The sequence below is a fragment of the Anaerotruncus sp. 1XD42-93 genome (assembly GCF_009917605.1).
Classification (GTDB): domain Bacteria; phylum Bacillota; class Clostridia; order Oscillospirales; family Ruminococcaceae; genus Anaerotruncus.
The window spans coordinates 155,052-171,096 of record NZ_QZEG01000002.1 but is presented as its reverse complement, the minus strand read 5'-3'; the positions used below and the strand labels follow the sequence as shown (position 1 = coordinate 171,096).

Sequence of the window (16,045 nt, the reverse complement as noted above, 5' to 3'; positions counted from 1 at the left end):
ATTTTAATCTTTTTAATTCCATATTCCTGATTATATCTCTTTTTGGCAAAATTTCAAATGCTGTTGCCCTGGGAAACTCGCATAAATTTGTTGCCATTTTCAGAAAAAAGGTGTAAACTGTCTTTAAAAGTCTGCGCAAAAGAACGCAGCACCGAAAGAAGCAATCCGTTTCCCGAGAATAACAGGCGGATATTGATATATCGCCAAAACATGTAAGGAAGTGTGAACAATGTCCATCGACATGAAACGAAATCTGACCATGCTTACCGATTTTTATGAAATTACCATGTCAAACGGTTATTTCCAACACGGATTTCAGGATCGGGAGGCCGTATTCGATATGTTCTTCCGCCGGATTCCGGATGATGGCGGCTTTGCGATTTTCGCAGGGCTGGAGCAGCTGATTGAATACCTGCAAAATCTCAGCTTCACGTCAGATGATATTGACTATCTTCGGTCGAAAGGTCAGTTCAGCGAAGCGTTTCTTGACTATCTGAAGCATTTTTCGTTCCAGTGCGACATCTGGTCGATGCGGGAGGGTACGCCGATCTTCCCATATGAGCCGGTTGTGATCGTGCGCGGCCCGATCATTCAGGCACAGCTCGTCGAAACGATGGTCCTGCTCACCATCAACCATCAATCCCTGGTGGCTACCAAAGCGAACCGCATTGCGCGCGCAGCGGCCGGTCGGCCGGTCTCCGAATTTGGCTCACGCCGGGCGCAGAGCTACGATGCAGCGATTCTTGGCGCGCGCGCAACCTACATTGGCGGATGCTCCTCGACCGCCTGCGTCATTGCCGACCGTGAGTATGGAATCCCAGCAGTCGGCACGATGGCACATAGCTGGGTTCAGGTGTTCGACAGCGAATATGAAGCCTTTAAAAATTATGCCGAGCTCTACCCGGACAACAGCGTTTTTCTGGTCGATACCTATAATGTACTGAAATCCGGCGTCCCCAATACCATCCGGGTAGCCAACGAGGTGCTCAAGCCGCTGGGATTTCGGCCCAAAGCGATCCGGATCGACAGCGGAGACATTGCCTATCTATCGAAAAAGGCCCGGAAAATGCTAGATGATGCAGGGTATCCAGACTGCAAGATCATGGCATCCAACTCGCTCGACGAATATCTGATCCGGGACCTTCTGGTTCAGGGTGCGCAGCTTGACCTGTTTGGCGTAGGCGAAAACCTGATTACCAGCAAATCCGATCCTGTGTTTGGGGGGGTCTATAAGCTGGTTGCGGTCGAGCAGAACGGGACCCTCGTTCCAAAGATCAAGGTGAGCGAGAGCATCGAGAAGATCACCACCCCTTGTTTCAAAAATCTCTACCGGTTCTATAACCGGGATACCGGGCGCGCAATCGCCGACTATGTCACCATGCACGATGAAACCGTGGACGATACCCGCCCGGTTACCATCTTTGACCCGGTTGCAACCTGGAAGAAAAAGACGATCAGCAATTTCCGAGCCGAGTGCCTGTTGGTGCAGGTGTTCGAGCGCGGTAAATGTATCTATCATTCGCCCACGCTGGAACAGATTAAGCAGTATTGCGCCGCTCAGATGGAGACTCTTTGGGATGAGGTCAAACGGTTCGAGCACCCGCACCGCTACTATGTGGACCTTTCCGACAAGCTATGGAAAGAACGAAACGATCTGCTGGAAAAAATCAACGCTGACTGATTTAAAAATCCCCCGCTGTGTTGCAGCGGGGGATTTTTTATTCGACCGAAATCACAAAGTAGTAAACCGGCTGTCCGCCATTGATGAGCGCAACCTCCACATCCTCCGGCATCTTCGCGCTTACCGCGCGGTAGACTGCCTCGGCTTCCTCTTCAATCACGTCTTCGCCAAATAACAGGGTCACAAAGCTGCTGTCCCGGCGCACCAAAGACTTGGTCAGACGGACAACCGCCTTGGTCAGGTCGTGCTCGGTGAAAGCCAGCTTCCCGTTTTCCAATGCAAGCAGTTCGCCTTCCTTGATTTTATGCCCATCAAAATCACTGTCCCGAGCTGCAAAGGTAATCTGCCCGGTCCCAACCCGTTCATACGCTTTCTGCATGGTGAGCTGGTTGGACTTGACATCTGCATCTGCATCGAACGCGAGCATTGCCGCCAATCCCTGCGGGATCGTCCGGGTCTGCAGCACCACCACATTCCGATCCGCGAGCTTGGTCGCCTGCTCCGCTGCCATAATGATGTTCTTGTTGTTGGGCAGCACGAACACTGTTTTTGCCGGGGTCGCGTGCACCGCCGAAAGGATGTCGTCGGTCGACGGATTCATCGTCTGACCGCCCGAGACGATGTTATCCGCTCCGAGATCCTCGAAAAGCTGGTGCATCCCCTTGCCTGCCGCAACTGCAACAAACCCATATTCCCGTGAGGGATCGACCACCGCATACCGGAACCCCTGGTCTGAAACCGGTTCCACGATCTTTTTCTTCTGGTTTTCAAACTGCTCCCGCATATTTTCAATCTTCATATTGGTGAGCTGTCCATTTTCAAGCGCTTTCTGAAGGGCAAGGCCCGGATTGTCGGTATGCACATGGGTCTTGATGATCTCATCATCGTCAACCACTACAACGCAGTCACCAATCGTCTCAAGATAGGTGCGCAGCGGCTGCGGGTCTACTGTCCGCTCCTTTTTCAAAATGATAAACTCGGTGCAATAGGTGAAGGTGATTTCTCCTTCGTACTCCCCTGCTGCGTTTTTATCCGGGTGTATCGAATCCGAGTCGTTTTTCGCGCTCTCTTCGGCAAGCTCTATGATCCCGTTGCCGTCGAATACCGACGCCATCCCCTGGAAGATCACCAGCAGGCCCTGTCCGCCCGCATCGACCACGCCTGCCTTTTTGAGAACCGGCAGCAGCTCGGGGGTTTGGTCCAGCGCTTCCTGTGCCGCAGAAACCACTACCCTCCAGATCTCGGCGGGGGTAACCTCGTCGGTGAGTACCTCCCGCGCCGCAACGGCCGCCAGACGGGCAACCGTGAGAATCGTCCCTTCGGTCGGCTTCATTACCGCCTTATAAGCTGCCTCCACGCCCTTTTCGAGAGCCGCCACGAGATGCTCCGCATCCGCCTGTTTCTGATCTTTCAGCCCGCGGGAAAATCCACGGAAAAGCAGCGAAAGGATCACGCCGGAATTCCCGCGCGCTCCCCGCAGGAGCGCAGATGCGCAGACATCCGCCGCCTTGGAGACATCCGATCCGTCCGGGAGCCGGATCAGCTCCCGTTTTGCCGCCGACGCGGTCATCGACATATTGGTTCCGGTATCGCCGTCCGGCACCGGGAAAACGTTCAATGCATCTACTGCCTGCCGTTTGTTCGTGATGTGGTTTGCTCCCGAGATAAACGCGTCCCTGAGCATCTGTCCTGTAATCACAATGTTTGACCCCCATATATCCAGTATTATCGGTTCAGAAAGGATGCATCAGACGCCCTCGGTCTTCATCGCGTCGACAAAAACATTGACTTTTGACACGTCCAGATTGGTTGCCTGTTCGACGGTATAACGCACCTTATTGACAATGCTTTTGACAATCGCAGAAATGTTCACCCCATAAACAACGGTGATGTGCAGATCAATCACCAGGCCGCCGCCCGAAGCGCGCACACGGACACCGGTATCCTGCGTCTGTCTGCCAGCGATTGCCGAGCGAAGTCCCTGCGCCGCAGTACCGACCATCCCAGCCACTCCAAAACACTCGGAAGCCGCCTTGCCTACCAGGTTAGAGAAATACTCCTGGGAAATTTCTATTTTTCCATACTGATTTTCTATGCTGACCAAATCTTGAGTCCCCCTTTTCTTTCCGTTTCTAATCAAACAATTTTGCTGGAAGTGCTTGGTTCTATAGCAGTTTGAAAACAGGACGATTTTTCAGGCAATCATCCAAATACCCGTATAAAACTACCATTCAACTATATTATAAAATAAATCCTGCTCTGTTGCAATCATTTCTGCCTGAAATTCCCGATTAAACGAAATTTGTCCTTGACGGTAGAGCAATGGCAAAAACAGGCATTCGGCCTCAAATGCCTCACAAAAGGCTTCCAACCCTTCCCCTGTCCCCTTATAGGCAGCGTAAAGTGTCTCAAGCTGTTCGCTGTACCCCACCGAATAAGCAAGTGCCCCTCCGCTCATCAGCGGCGAAATATCCATATTCTCAAACAGGCGGACCTCTCCCAAATACAGGTCATAGCCGCCTCGGGCGAGGCTCTCCTCGTACTGGGAAAACGACTGTGAGACCACCTCTACACGAATTCCGATCTGGGAAAGCTGTTCGACAATCAGGGTTGCAGCAGCGGTGCGGGCCGCGTTCTCGCTGTTGGTCAACAGGCGCAGCCGAATTGGTTCCCCTAAAATGCCGAGCCGATAACCATATTCATCCGTCTGTGTCAGCCCCAGCCGGTCAAGCAGGGCATCTGCCTGTGTAAGCTGGCGGGGCGCTGAACGGTTGAGGGTTCCGAGCCGGTAGAACGATGGATGAAACGGATAGCGGGAAACTTCAGCGCAGGACATATAAGCAGTTGAGACCAGCTCGTCCCGGTTCAGCGCCAAATCAAGCGCGCGCCGGAACGCCGGCTCGGCCAGCACCCCCTGCTGCCTGCCGTTTATTCCAAGAAATACCATACGGTTTTGGGACACCACACGCCCGGAAGTGGACAGATTGTTTGTCTCTGAGCCGCTCAAGTCAGAGTAATGCAGGTCGATCTCCCCTGATTTCAACGAGAAAGCCAGTGCGGACGGATCGGTGGAGGAAACCAACCGGATTGTTTCAATCGAGCCTTTCTCACCATAATAAAGCGGGTTCGCCGAAAGCATAACACCGGTATTTCCCCAAGTCCCGGAAACATAGTACCGGCTGATTCCGGTCGGGAAGTCGGCATCCGCATGCCCTTCCTTGATGATTGGAAAAGAAAGCAGCGCAGCAAAATCTGCGTCCGGTTGAGAAAGGGTAAATATGACGTTCCCTTCTTGATCGACCTCACATCGCTCGACATTCTGCAAACGCATTGCAATGCTCTGCCCTGAAGCGACCGCCGTACGGAACGAATAGACCACATCTGCCCCCTGCAACAGTGATCCATCCGAAAAAAGGATGTTCCTTCGCAGCTTGACAGTACAAATATTCCCATTATAGGTCACTGACTCCGCAAGCCGGTTTTCAGGCCGGTAGGAAGGGTCGACCCGTGTCAGGCTGTCATAAAGCAGAGGGATCAGCTGGCGGTTCAGTTCGGTCTTCATCTTATATGGGTTGAGCGAGTCCGAAGCGCTGTACGCCAACCGCAGTTCACTGACCGGCTGCACCTGCTCCGGCTGCGAAGTAACCGGAGCAGGCACCGGTATCTGCTCCGGAGAAATATCCTCTGGTTCAGGTTCGGAGACCGCACAACCGGAAACTGCGACTGCAACCGCCAACAGAAGCGCATAATATCTTTGTTTCATCTGGTTCTCCATCTGGTTCAAAATCGGGCAGCCCACCCATAGACGGAACATATAAGCCATCTATACAGCAATATTGGGGTCCATGGACCTGTGAATAAACCGAATAGCGGTTTACCTGCCAGAATCTATTATACCCGATAAAGGTTCCATTTTCAATGAAGATTTGGAAAGTATCCCGTAAAATCTCGTGATCATAGCGAAAGCACTGGCTATATCCCGCCATCTCCAAGCAACTTGGTGTCACGATGCGGCCGCTGCTTTACGGCTATTGCACCACAATTCGTTCGATTGATTCAACCTTCCCTGCCTTCCCAAACCGCAGCAGGACTCCATGCAGCTCGATCCGGTCAGGGTCGTTGGCAAACCGCTTGGGCAGGCCGGTGCGGAGTTTTTCAATCGCGCGTTCCCGTTCAACCCCCAGGATCGAATCTCGCCCGCCGCACATCCCTGCATCTGTGATGTAGGCAGTCCCGTTTGGAAGCAAGCGCTCATCTGCGGTCTGAACATGCGTATGGGTGCCAACTACCGCTGAAACGCGGCCATCCAGATAGTATCCCATTGCCAGCTTTTCGGCGGTCGCTTCCGCATGAAAATCTACCAGAATATTTGGGCAGTCGATCTGCTTCAAAAGGAGATCGACTGCATCAAATGGACTTTGGTGCACCGGTTCCATATAAACCCTTCCCTGCAGATTGATAACACAGAGGGAAAAAGCGGGATGATCGTAGAGGAACACCCCTGAACCAGGCGCGGAAGGGTGGTAGTTTGCCGGACGAAGCACGCCGGTCTGCTCCTCCAGCAGATCGTATATCTCCCGCCGGCGCAGGCTGTGGTTTCCGGTCGTAATGATATCAACGCCGCTGTCGAACAGATGGCGTGCACTATGCGGAAGAATCCCGTTTCCCTCTGCTGAATTTTCTCCATTCGCAACCACCACCCCCGCCTGGCAGACCTGTTTCAGACGCGGAAGTTCCCGGCGCAGACGCTCACATCCCGCCTGCCCCACAACATCCCCGAAAAACAATACATTCATCCAATCACCATCCAGTCCCTGTATTCTGGTTTTTAACAGGCTTGAGGGACATATTCCATGTCCCCAAATTTTACTCGATTTTTTTGTTTGATTCAAAATCCGCCTTCAGCGGCTACACTCTGAAAGGTTCGCCGGCCATTGGGAAGGATGCGGTTTCCAAAGGCTTCCATATTTGACCGCACTCCACAGAATACAGCGTCCCCAAAAGATTCTAAAATGTAGGAAGGAGCCTTTTTATCAAAAAAGGCTCCCTGTTCTTCCTCAAAGCACTTTTGAAAGAAAATCCTTGAGGCGCGGATTCTGTGGATTGCCAAAAAAGACATCCGGAGGGTTCTGCTCGAGGATCTGTCCCCCATCCATAAACAGAACACGGGTTCCCACCTCACGCGCAAATCCCATCTCATGGGTGACGACGACCATGGTCATTCCCTCAGACGCAAGCTGCTTCATCAGCTCCAACACCTCGCCAACCATCTCCGGGTCGAGCGCGGAGGTCGGCTCATCAAACAGCATGACCTCTGGGTTCATCGCCAACGCCCGCACAATCGCGATCCGCTGCTGCTGGCCTCCCGAAAGCTGGTTCGGATAGGAATTGGCTTTTTCCGCCAGTCCAATCCGGTTCAGAAGCTGCATCGCTTTTTGATCCGCCTCCGCCTGTGTCATCAGCCCCAGCTTAACCGGTGCAAGGGTGATGTTTTCGCGCACGCTCAAATGCGCAAATAAGTTGAACTGCTGGAACACCATTCCCATCTTCTGGCGCAGCTTATTGATGTCACATTTTTTATCCACAATATTGACGCCATCGAACCAGATCTCCCCGCTGGTCGGTTCCTCGAGCCGGTTCAGGCAGCGCAGAAAGGTCGATTTCCCGGAGCCAGACGGCCCGATGACAACCACCTTTTCGCCTTTTTCAATCTTCTCGTCAATCCCCTGAAGGACGCAGTGCCCATGAAAGGATTTTTTCAGGTTTTTAACGTCGATCACCTTTCGCCAGCCTCCTTTCGAGTTGTTTCTGAATCTGGGTCATGCCAACCACCAGTACCAGATAGATGACCGCCGCAATGAAAAGCGGCTCCCCAACAAACGCCCGGCCTTTGATCCCGTCCGCCACCTTAGTCAGGTCACGTACCGCGATATAGCCGGCAACCGAAGTTTCTTTCAGCAGAGTAATGAACTCGTTGAAGAGGGCAGGCAGAATGTTTTTGATCGCCTGCGGAAGAACAATCAGACGCATCGTCATCCAGGAGGTCAAGCCGAGTGAACGCCCCGCTTCGGTCTGCCCGCGGCTGATCGAAAGGATGCCGGAGCGGAAAATTTCTGCAACATAAGCACCCGAATTCAGGCCAAATCCCACGATTGCAACCGGGGTGCCGTTGGTCATGGAGGTAAAGACCGCAGTATACAGAATCAGGAGCTGCACCACCACTGGCGTGCCGCGGATTACCGTCAGATAGAGATTGCAGATCGCCTCGAGCGGCCATAATTTACGGTTGTTCACCGCCGAAACCTTGATGACTGCTACGACCAGCCCGATCAGAATACCCATCACAGTTGCACATGCAGCGATCAGCAGCGTGCGCCCCAGTCCTTCCAGGTATTGTTTCCATCTGTCTGCCTCAATCAGCGCGACATACAGATTATAGTAGTGCGTCTGTAAAAATTCCGCCATCACTTTCTCCAGCCTTTCCATGTCCGAAGGAAGGGACTCTGTGTCCCCTCTGTGCACCGCTTCCAAACCGTATCATCATAATTATACATGAATATTGATTAAATGCAAGGAAAACGCTCCCGATTGCGGGTGAATCGGTAAACTTCAGGGAAAAAACAGGGCGGAGGTATCGGAAATACCCCCGCCTGTCGTATCCAGCATTCTGATTACGCTGCGGTCATGTGCTTTGTGACCAGCTCATCGATTTCTCCATTGGCGACCATCTGCTCCAGCACCTTGTTCACCGCATCCAACAGATCCGGGCACTCTTTCTTGACCGCAATCGCATAGCTCTCTTCGGTCAGGGAGTCCGGCAGAACCTCCAGTGCACCGTTGCTGTTGGCAGCAATCGACTCGGCGGGCAGCTTGTCGATGATAACCGCGTCGCACTTGCCTGCCGACAGTGCCGCACCAGCGTCAATGCCGCTCTTGAACCGCAGGACTTCCTTTGCCGCAACCTCATCGGTCGCATAAAAATCACCAGTGGTCAGTTCCTGCACCGCAATGGTCAGGCCATCAAGCGCATCAGCGGTGACGCCGCTGCCCGCTCTGACAATGACATACTGCGCAGATTTTACATATTCGATCGAGAAGTCGACCTGTTCCGCACGTTCCGGCTTGATGGTCATACCTGCTGCCGCAATGTCGCCCTTGTCGGTTTTCAGCGAGTCGATCAGAAGATCGAAGTTCATGTCGAGAATCTCCAGCTCAACCCCCAGATCATCTGCGATCGCCTGTGCGACATCCACATCAACCCCGGCCGGCTTCCCATCGTCCCCGATATACTCGAACGGAGGGAACGAAGCATTGGTCATCATCACCAGTTTCCCAGCGGATTTGATCCGGTCGATGTTCGGGGTGCTGTCCGACGCTTCAGACGAGCTGCTCTCGGCGGGGGCCGATGCCTCGGCCGAGGAGGACGGTGCTGCGGAAGATGCAGGAGCCGCCGAAGAAGAAGGTGCGCTGCTGCCGCCACAGGCTGCGAGCGAAGACGCCATGGTCATTGCAAGAATGCCTGCCAAAATCTTTTTCATTTCGAATTTCCTCCCTAACCATTCTATACATTTTCAGAATGTTGTTTGCATGTGATGACATTATTATACATGCATTTCGGAGAAAATCAAGCTTTTTTATGAAAAAATATTCAAAATGCAGATTTTTTATGCATCTTCACTATGATTTCTCACAGCGATCCAATAAGTTTTGCATATCTTGAGGGAAAGGCGCGTCAACCACAAGCGGATTCCCGCCCACCGGATGGACAAATGAGAGGCTTGCGCAATGCAGAGCCTGACGTACAATCCATTCCTGCGGCCCTCCATAAAGCAGGTCGCCAAGCAGCGGGCATCCAATCTGCGACAGATGCACCCGGATCTGGTGTGTACGCCCGGTCTGTAACCGGCAGCGTACCACGCTGCACCCTTCCCCGCGTGCGATAACGGTATATTCTGTCACCGCGCGCTGCCCGTCCGGCAACACCATCCGATGCGGATCGGAGCGGTCGGGCTGGCCAATCGGCAGGTCGATGATCCCGGAGACAGGGTCCGGAGTCCCGGAGGCCACCGCAATATAGCACTTTTCCACCCGTCCGGTCAGTGCCGCAGCTGCAAACGCATTGCGGGCGATCAGCACTGCGCCGGTCGTATCCCGATCTAACCGGTTGAGGATATGGCAGGTCTGCGCGATGCCCTGTTCCGCGCAGTGGTGCGCAAACACATTGGCAAGCGTCCCCTGCTGGAGGTTGCGCACTGGGTGGCACGCCATCCCGGATGGCTTGTTGTAGACGATCAGGTCGTCATCCTCGTAGAGGATAGCCACCGGCAGGCTGCACTGCTCCAGCGGCTTTGGCGTATCGTGCAGGGTAATTTTTATCTGATCCCCAGTGTGCACCCGGTCAATCGTACGGACCTGCTGCCCGTTGCGGAGAATCCCGCCTGGGCAGGTCTTGAGCGACCGGACGAGCGAATAGGAGCATCCCGCCCCTCCCCGCAGAAAATGCAGCAGTTTTCGCCCATCATACTCCGGAGGGACCGTATAATTGAGAACCCTCAAAACGGGAGTGCGTCCTCGTCCTCTTCTTCATCGTCGTATCCCCAGCCGCCGTAAGAATTTCCATTGTTGTTGCCGCAGTAGATTCCCTTCTTGACCGGTGCGAGCAAAAAGCCGACGATAACCCCTGCCAGCAGGCAGACCAGACCGATTAAAGTTGTCATTTTCCGATCCATATACAGGCCCCTTTCCTCTTTTCAACTATGTAAATTTTGACGCAAAAACGCAGCCGTAGTGGCTACGGCTGCGCAGTTGATCCGCAGAAATTACTTATCCATGCCAAAACGCTTTTTGAATCTGTCAACACGCCCGCCGGTATCAACCAGCTTCTGACGGCCGGTGAAGAACGGATGGCACTTGGAGCAGATTTCGACGCGGATATTCTCCTTAGTCGAACGGGTATGGATCACTTCGCCGCAGGCGCAGGTAATCGTAGTCTCCTTGTAGTTCGGATGAATGCCCTGTTTCATGATTGTTTCACCTCTCTCTGACATCTATATTGGATGTCATAAATGTAACATATGAATATTACCACAAGTATATCCCGAAAGCAAGTCTTTTTTTCAGATTTCCGCTTTTTCTGCCAAACTCTGCCGGATCAGACCCCCAAAAGCTGTTTCATCGAGCTGCCAATCGCTTCCGAGCGGGCGCCGATCTCCGCTTCTCCGCTGCCAACAAGCGACAGGTAGAGCTTGATCTTCGGTTCGGTGCCGGACGGACGGACAATCGCAGTGCAGCCGTTTTCCAGTCGGTACTCCAGCACATTGGATTTGGGCAGATCAATCGTGCTGACGCCCGCCGCACTGGTTGCGGTCGAGAGTTGGTAATCGAGCACCTCGGATACCGGCGAGCCAGCGATTTCCTTGGGCGGATTGCCGCGCATGGTGGACATGATCTCATCCATCTTCTTCATGCCCTGTGCACCCTCAAACTGGAAATTCGCGACACTTTCAACATACCGTCCGCATTTCTCATAGATCGCATTGAGCGCATCAATCAGGGTCATCCCCTTCTGCTTGTACCAGGAGGCCATCTCGACAATCAGCATCGAGCCGACAACCGCATCCTTGTCTCGGACATGGGTGCCCGCGAGATACCCATAACTCTCCTCAAAGCCGAATACGAACCGCTCGGGATGTCCCGCCGCTTCCGCAATCGCGATCTGCTCGCCGATGTACTTGAAGCCGGTCAGGACATTTTTGACCTCAACCCCATACATTTTACCAATCGCGTTGGTCAGCTTGGTAGAAACGATGGTGGTCACTGCAAACGGGTCTTTCGGCATGGTACCGTTTGCCATCCGGTTCTGACAGATATAGTCAAACAGAAGTGCTCCGACGTGGTTTCCGGTCAGCAGATGGTATCCGTCCTCCGCCTTTACTGCGATACCCACCCGATCGCAGTCAGGATCGGTTGCAAGAAGCAGGTCGGCGCCGGTCTTTTCAGAGAGTTCCAGACCCTTTTGCAGCGCCTCCTTGATTTCGGGATTGGGGAACGGGCAGGTCGGGAAGTTGCCATCCGGCATCTCCTGCTCGGGGACGACAGTAACATCCGCCACGCCGATCTCCTTGAGTACCCGGCGAACCGGCTTATTGCCCGAGCCGTTAAGCGGCGAATAGACCAGCTTCAGGCCCGCCTGTGCACAGACGCCCGGATTGACCTGCTGAGCCAGCGTCGCCTGAATGAAACTGTCAATCAGTTCGTTGGTGATATAGGAAATACTTCCATCCGCAAGTCCCTGCTCGAAGGCGACTCGTTTGATCCCATCGAAATAGTCAAGCGCATTGATTTCTGCAAGCACCGCATCCGCTGCAACTTCAGTAAGCTGTCCGCCGTCGCTTCCATAAACCTTGTAACCGTTGTATTTTGCGGGATTGTGGGAGGCTGTAACCATAATCCCCGCCTCGCAATGCAGCTCACGGGTTGCAAACGAAAGGGTCGGGACCGGCATCAGTTCCTGGTAGATATGTACCTTGATCCCATTTGCCGCGAGCACCCCTGCCGCCTCTTTCGAGAACAGGTCGGACTTGATCCGGCTGTCGTACGAGATTGCAACTGTCGCGTGTTCAAATTTCTGGTTCAGATAGTTGGCGAGTCCCTGAGTCGCACGCCGGATGGTGTAAATATTCATCCGGTTGGTCCCTGCGCCGATAATACCGCGCAGTCCAGCGGTTCCAAAAGCCAGGTCTCTGTAAAACCGCTCAAAAATTTCTTCCTCCTGCCCTTTGATAGATTCCAGCTCTACAGACAGGTCAGCATCCTCAAGGTTGGTTCCCAGCCAGCGTTGATACAGATCGTTATGGTTCATAAACTACCCCTCCAATAATTCCGGAAATTTAGGCAAATTGCTATTCTTATGATATCCTTTTCCTGCCTCAAAGTCAATCAATCTGACCAAAAAAATCCTGTTTTGCACAAAAAATCCCTCTGATGGCCAAACAACAGAGGGATTCCTGGCTTCTTATTGATCTTTCTTATTGTCCAACGCAGCTAACGCGACATCGAATATCTTGTTGACCCGTGTTTTCAGTTCGAACAGCTTCCTTTTCAGGAACTCATTCTGACGCTTGATTTCTACCACCTGGATATAACGGCGCACCTTAATCTTCATCAGCTCCGCATTTACCGGCTTCTGGAGATAATCCACTGCGCCAAGCTGGAGACACTCCAATTCAAAGTTGCGCCCTTCCATGCTTGTAAGAAAAATCACAGGAATATTGCACAATTTCGGGTCCTGTTGGAGAATCTTCAACACATCCTGCCCGCTTTTGGTCGGCATAACCATATCCATCAGGATCAGATCAGGGCTGTCGTACTCTTTCAGATAGCCCAGCGCCTGCAGGCCCGATTTCATCGTCAGCACCTCATATTCACCGCTCAGAAGCGCTTTGCCGATCGCCAAGCTGGTTGGATCGTCATCCACAATCATTATTTTATACATAGCGCTCCCCCTACGATGCCTTTCTATCCTTCCTCTATACATAGAGAAACCTACACTTTTCCTGATGAAGTATCCGCCCCATCCAAAAAGTGTAGATTTTTGGGTGTCGACAGTTGAGGTCGAACTGACACAATATCACTATCGACCAATTTTGTGTGCCGCCATTGAAAACAAATTACTCTGAATTTTATATAACCTGACAAACCTTCCTTGTGAGGCCATTTAAACACTGTTTTTTTCTGCCCTCAAAAACAAAAAAATGTTTTTTCTAAATTATAACAGACAGCAATCTCATTGTCAAGTGGCGTCTCCATAAAGGTGTGAGAATACGCAACAGAAACGGTTGGAATACCTGGGTTATTCTGGAACTCTATCCCCAAATGGCATGCAAAGCTTTAAGACAGCAGCCCACTGGTATTAGATGATTTTCTCCAGCTCTTTTTTCAACTTTTTGATGATCCGCTTTTCCAGACGCGAAATATACGACTGCGAGATCCCGATGATGTCTGCTACCTCCTTCTGGGTCTTTTCCTCCTGCCCCATCAGCCCAAACCGCAGATACATAATCGTACGTTCCCGCTCCCCGAGATGGCTGATCGCGTTGAGCAGCAGATTTTTTTCCGCTTCGTCTTCAATCGGACGGTTGATGCTGTCTGGATCGGTTCCAAGAATGTCCGAAAGCAGCAGCTCATTTCCATCCCAGTCGATATTCAGCGGTTCATCAATCGAAACCTCGTTTTTGTGCGACTGATTCTTCCGAAGGTGCATCAGAATTTCATTTTCGATACAGCGGGATGCATAGGTCGCCAGCTTGATGTTCTTCTGTGGGCGGAAGGTATTGACCGCCTTAATCAAACCGATCGTCCCAATCGAAATCAAATCTTCCACATTGATCCCTGTCGATTCAAATTTTTTCGCGATGTAAACCACCAACCGCAGGTTATGTACGGTCAGAATCTCGCGTGCAGCCTCATCGTTCCGCTCCAGACGCAGAAATACCTCCTTCTCCTCTTCCCTGGAAAGCGGGGCAGGCAGTGTCTCCGGTCCGTTGATATAGTAAATTCCCCGCAGTAATCCCAGTCTGCCAAGCAGGCGTTCCCACCAGAGGGCGACCCTCTTATTCCGCATTGCCATTTTCATCATTGCTACACCCTTTCCCTTCTCAATCAAAATTACTTAACATTCACGGAGCGCTTCTATATGGACCTGCTCAGGGATTCGCCGACCAGACAGGGATTCATCACAGCTTGATATTCCCCGCCAATCGGCTGCCTGCTCACTGCTATGTATACATCGGAAGTCTGTATCTGTGCCCCCTCTCCACTGATTCGGACCTCGTCCGGACGGAATGCCTCCAGCGCACCGTCCCCTGTCACGGTCACACAGGGAATAATCCGGAACCGGGTCTGCTCCTGCGGGCGGATGCGCTCTGCAAGTCCCCGGTCGCAGACGATCACCGGTGCACCCGAAAATGGCTCCTTCAGGTTGCTGCCGGTATCCGCAAGTCCTTTGAGCGAAATCTGTTTCCCTTCGGAGGTGATTACAAGGTCATAGAGATGCTTCGGGGCAGACCGGCTGAAAAACAGCCGGTCAACCAGCCAGAGCACCAGATATGCCCCTGTACAGCAGCCGACCAGAAGCAGCATCGGAAGATCGAAGTAAACGACGCCATTGTAAAAAAACATCCCAACCGGCTCTGCCAGAAACGAAAGCAGAAACAGAAGCCCCCCCATCCCGACCGCAGAAACGGCGACGGCCAGCAGAAGTTTTAAAAATCTTCGCCGATTCTGCCAGCCAAATGCCGCCAATACCATCACACAGGAAAGCAGCAGTTTGTAACCTGCCTGAAACCACCAGCCGATATAGGGCAAAAAGATAACCAATGCCCCCAGCGCACCCGTCAGAGCGCCCAGACCGAGCCTCCCACGGCGGGTGACCACCCCCGCCAGCTTTGCAGCTGCCATCAGCACCAGCAGGTTGATGACATAATTCACCACTACCAGAACATCTGCATAGACTTCCATAAGACGCCCCCTCAAGCCGGACGATCGTTTTCCGGCATCCGGGTTTGAAACAAACCCGCTTCTTTTTTATCTGCTGACTCTATTATAGGGAGCGGACAAGTCTTGATTCTGTCGAAAGCGGGTGGACAGGAAGATATTTCCCGGACAATCGCAAGAACTGCACAGCCTGCATACTATGGGAAAGAGCGGCATAAGCACCTGTTCTGTACCATCCATCGTCAGCTTCTGATCCCTGCTCTCCCATATCAGAAAGTATGGCGCAGGTGCCAGATGAACTGCCGCCCAACTGCTGCATTTTATTTTATACAAAAGGTGTGATTATGAATGGCTTTCTGCTACAACAATGGAGGATGCTGCTGTAATTGCTGTGGTTGCTGCAACTGCTGCGGTTGTTGTAACTGTTGCTGTTGCTGCTGCGAGAAAAAGCGGCCAACAGTCAAAAACGACTGCAAAATCCAGCCGGTCAGCGGCTGCACCGGGAAAGACTGCGAATGGTATCCGGTCGAGGAAAACTGCCCTGATTCCCGGGAAATGCGCATCTGCCGCGACCAGAACGGCTTCTGCGGCATGTACCCTGCCGATTGCAGAAACAGATTCTGGCCAGATTTTGCCCATCCACGCTGGCTCTGCTGCCAGGACCTCTATTGCGCTCGGTAATGTCCGGAACAAAACATATCAAAAAGCGGCTTGAACCTGTACGGTTCAAGCCGCTTTTTTCCCTTATTCACTCCGAAGCCGACATAGCGTCAAACCAAACGTTATGCAATCTTTTCAAGGAAGCCATGGGGTTCTATTGACAACCCCGCCTGCGTATTGTACTATAGAAAAAACGCTGAAGCGTACGGA

16 protein-coding genes are annotated in these 16,045 nt (G+C 52.5%); 1 reads left to right on the top strand and 15 read right to left on the bottom strand.

Going from position 1 to position 16,045, the window contains the following annotated elements:
• The first annotated feature begins 229 nt into the window (after positions 1-229).
• On the top strand, positions 230-1,681 hold the full coding sequence (locus D5269_RS01720) for a nicotinate phosphoribosyltransferase (RefSeq protein WP_199735669.1): 1,452 nt from the start codon (positions 230-232) through the stop codon (positions 1,679-1,681).
• Between the two features lie 37 nt (positions 1,682-1,718).
• Here the strand turns inward: D5269_RS01720 and D5269_RS01715 are convergent, their stop codons facing one another.
• The 15 genes from D5269_RS01715 to D5269_RS01645 form a co-directional block, all read right to left on the bottom strand.
• The gene (locus D5269_RS01715) at positions 1,719-3,380 is read right to left on the bottom strand and encodes a DAK2 domain-containing protein (RefSeq protein ID WP_016315484.1); all 1,662 of its coding nucleotides are present in this window, start codon (positions 3,378-3,380) and stop codon (positions 1,719-1,721) included.
• 48 nt (positions 3,381-3,428) lie between these two features.
• The gene (locus D5269_RS01710; RefSeq protein ID WP_016315483.1) at positions 3,429-3,785 is read right to left on the bottom strand and encodes an Asp23/Gls24 family envelope stress response protein; all 357 of its coding nucleotides are present in this window, start codon (positions 3,783-3,785) and stop codon (positions 3,429-3,431) included.
• Between the two features lie 120 nt (positions 3,786-3,905).
• Positions 3,906-5,444 (bottom strand): ABC transporter substrate-binding protein, encoded by a 1,539-nt coding sequence (locus D5269_RS01705; protein ID WP_158604804.1) that lies wholly within the window; start codon positions 5,442-5,444, stop codon positions 3,906-3,908.
• Positions 5,445-5,709: 265 nt separating this feature from the next.
• A complete protein-coding gene (locus tag D5269_RS01700; RefSeq protein ID WP_016315481.1) occupies positions 5,710-6,477 on the bottom strand; it encodes a TIGR00282 family metallophosphoesterase in 768 nt (255 codons plus the stop codon).
• A 261-nt stretch (positions 6,478-6,738) separates the two neighbouring features.
• Positions 6,739-7,461, bottom strand: coding sequence for an amino acid ABC transporter ATP-binding protein (locus tag D5269_RS01695; RefSeq protein WP_120481838.1), 723 nt, complete (start codon positions 7,459-7,461; stop codon positions 6,739-6,741).
• Entirely contained in the window at positions 7,448-8,146 is a 699-nt protein-coding gene (locus D5269_RS01690; RefSeq protein WP_016315479.1) for an amino acid ABC transporter permease, read from the bottom strand. Before D5269_RS01690 ends, D5269_RS01695 begins: the two co-directional genes overlap by 14 nt.
• 206 nt (positions 8,147-8,352) lie before the next feature.
• Positions 8,353-9,219 (bottom strand): ABC transporter substrate-binding protein, encoded by an 867-nt coding sequence (locus tag D5269_RS01685; RefSeq protein ID WP_120481836.1) that lies wholly within the window; start codon positions 9,217-9,219, stop codon positions 8,353-8,355.
• 139 nt (positions 9,220-9,358) lie between these two features.
• Positions 9,359-10,237, bottom strand: a complete 879-nt coding sequence (locus D5269_RS01680; protein WP_120481834.1) for an RluA family pseudouridine synthase — start codon at positions 10,235-10,237, stop codon at positions 9,359-9,361.
• Positions 10,234-10,410 (bottom strand): hypothetical protein, encoded by a 177-nt coding sequence (locus D5269_RS01675; RefSeq protein WP_016315476.1) that lies wholly within the window; start codon positions 10,408-10,410, stop codon positions 10,234-10,236. The genes D5269_RS01680 and D5269_RS01675 overlap by 4 nt, the downstream gene beginning before the upstream one ends.
• A gap of 90 nt (positions 10,411-10,500) precedes the next feature.
• Complete coding sequence (rpmE, locus tag D5269_RS01670) at positions 10,501-10,704, bottom strand: 50S ribosomal protein L31 (protein WP_016315475.1); 204 nt, start codon at positions 10,702-10,704, stop codon at positions 10,501-10,503.
• A gap of 128 nt (positions 10,705-10,832) precedes the next feature.
• Positions 10,833-12,542, bottom strand: coding sequence for a phospho-sugar mutase (locus D5269_RS01665; RefSeq protein WP_120481832.1), 1,710 nt, complete (start codon positions 12,540-12,542; stop codon positions 10,833-10,835).
• Positions 12,543-12,695: 153 nt separating this feature from the next.
• Positions 12,696-13,175 (bottom strand): response regulator, encoded by a 480-nt coding sequence (locus tag D5269_RS01660; RefSeq protein ID WP_120481830.1) that lies wholly within the window; start codon positions 13,173-13,175, stop codon positions 12,696-12,698.
• A gap of 417 nt (positions 13,176-13,592) precedes the next feature.
• Positions 13,593-14,303 carry an RNA polymerase sporulation sigma factor SigE gene (sigE, locus tag D5269_RS01655; RefSeq protein ID WP_196809913.1) on the bottom strand — a complete coding sequence of 237 codons (711 nt, stop codon included), beginning with the start codon at positions 14,301-14,303 and terminating at the stop codon, positions 13,593-13,595.
• A gap of 68 nt (positions 14,304-14,371) precedes the next feature.
• The gene (locus D5269_RS01650) at positions 14,372-15,199 is read right to left on the bottom strand and encodes a sigma-E processing peptidase SpoIIGA (protein WP_016315471.1); all 828 of its coding nucleotides are present in this window, start codon (positions 15,197-15,199) and stop codon (positions 14,372-14,374) included.
• A gap of 335 nt (positions 15,200-15,534) precedes the next feature.
• Entirely contained in the window at positions 15,535-15,768 is a 234-nt protein-coding gene (locus tag D5269_RS01645; RefSeq protein ID WP_147407889.1) for a hypothetical protein, read from the bottom strand.
• Positions 15,769-16,045 lie beyond the last annotated feature (277 nt).

Coding starts and splice junctions, on each gene's coding strand:
- D5269_RS01720 (WP_199735669.1), top strand. CDS start 230: ATGTCCATCGACATGAAACGAAATCTGACCATGCTTACCGATTTTTAT.
- D5269_RS01705 (WP_158604804.1), bottom strand. CDS start 5,444: ATGAAACAAAGATATTATGCGCTTCTGTTGGCGGTTGCAGTCGCAGTT.
- D5269_RS01700 (WP_016315481.1), bottom strand. CDS start 6,477: ATGAATGTATTGTTTTTCGGGGATGTTGTGGGGCAGGCGGGATGTGAG.
- D5269_RS01690 (WP_016315479.1), bottom strand. CDS start 8,146: ATGGCGGAATTTTTACAGACGCACTACTATAATCTGTATGTCGCGCTG.
- D5269_RS01685 (WP_120481836.1), bottom strand. CDS start 9,219: ATGAAAAAGATTTTGGCAGGCATTCTTGCAATGACCATGGCGTCTTCG.
- D5269_RS01675 (WP_016315476.1), bottom strand. CDS start 10,410: ATGGATCGGAAAATGACAACTTTAATCGGTCTGGTCTGCCTGCTGGCA.
- rpmE (WP_016315475.1), bottom strand. CDS start 10,704: ATGAAACAGGGCATTCATCCGAACTACAAGGAGACTACGATTACCTGC.
- D5269_RS01665 (WP_120481832.1), bottom strand. CDS start 12,542: ATGAACCATAACGATCTGTATCAACGCTGGCTGGGAACCAACCTTGAG.
- D5269_RS01660 (WP_120481830.1), bottom strand. CDS start 13,175: ATGTATAAAATAATGATTGTGGATGACGATCCAACCAGCTTGGCGATC.
- sigE (WP_196809913.1), bottom strand. CDS start 14,303: ATGCGGAATAAGAGGGTCGCCCTCTGGTGGGAACGCCTGCTTGGCAGA.
- D5269_RS01650 (WP_016315471.1), bottom strand. CDS start 15,199: ATGGAAGTCTATGCAGATGTTCTGGTAGTGGTGAATTATGTCATCAAC.
- D5269_RS01645 (WP_147407889.1), bottom strand. CDS start 15,768: ATGCCGCAGAAGCCGTTCTGGTCGCGGCAGATGCGCATTTCCCGGGAA.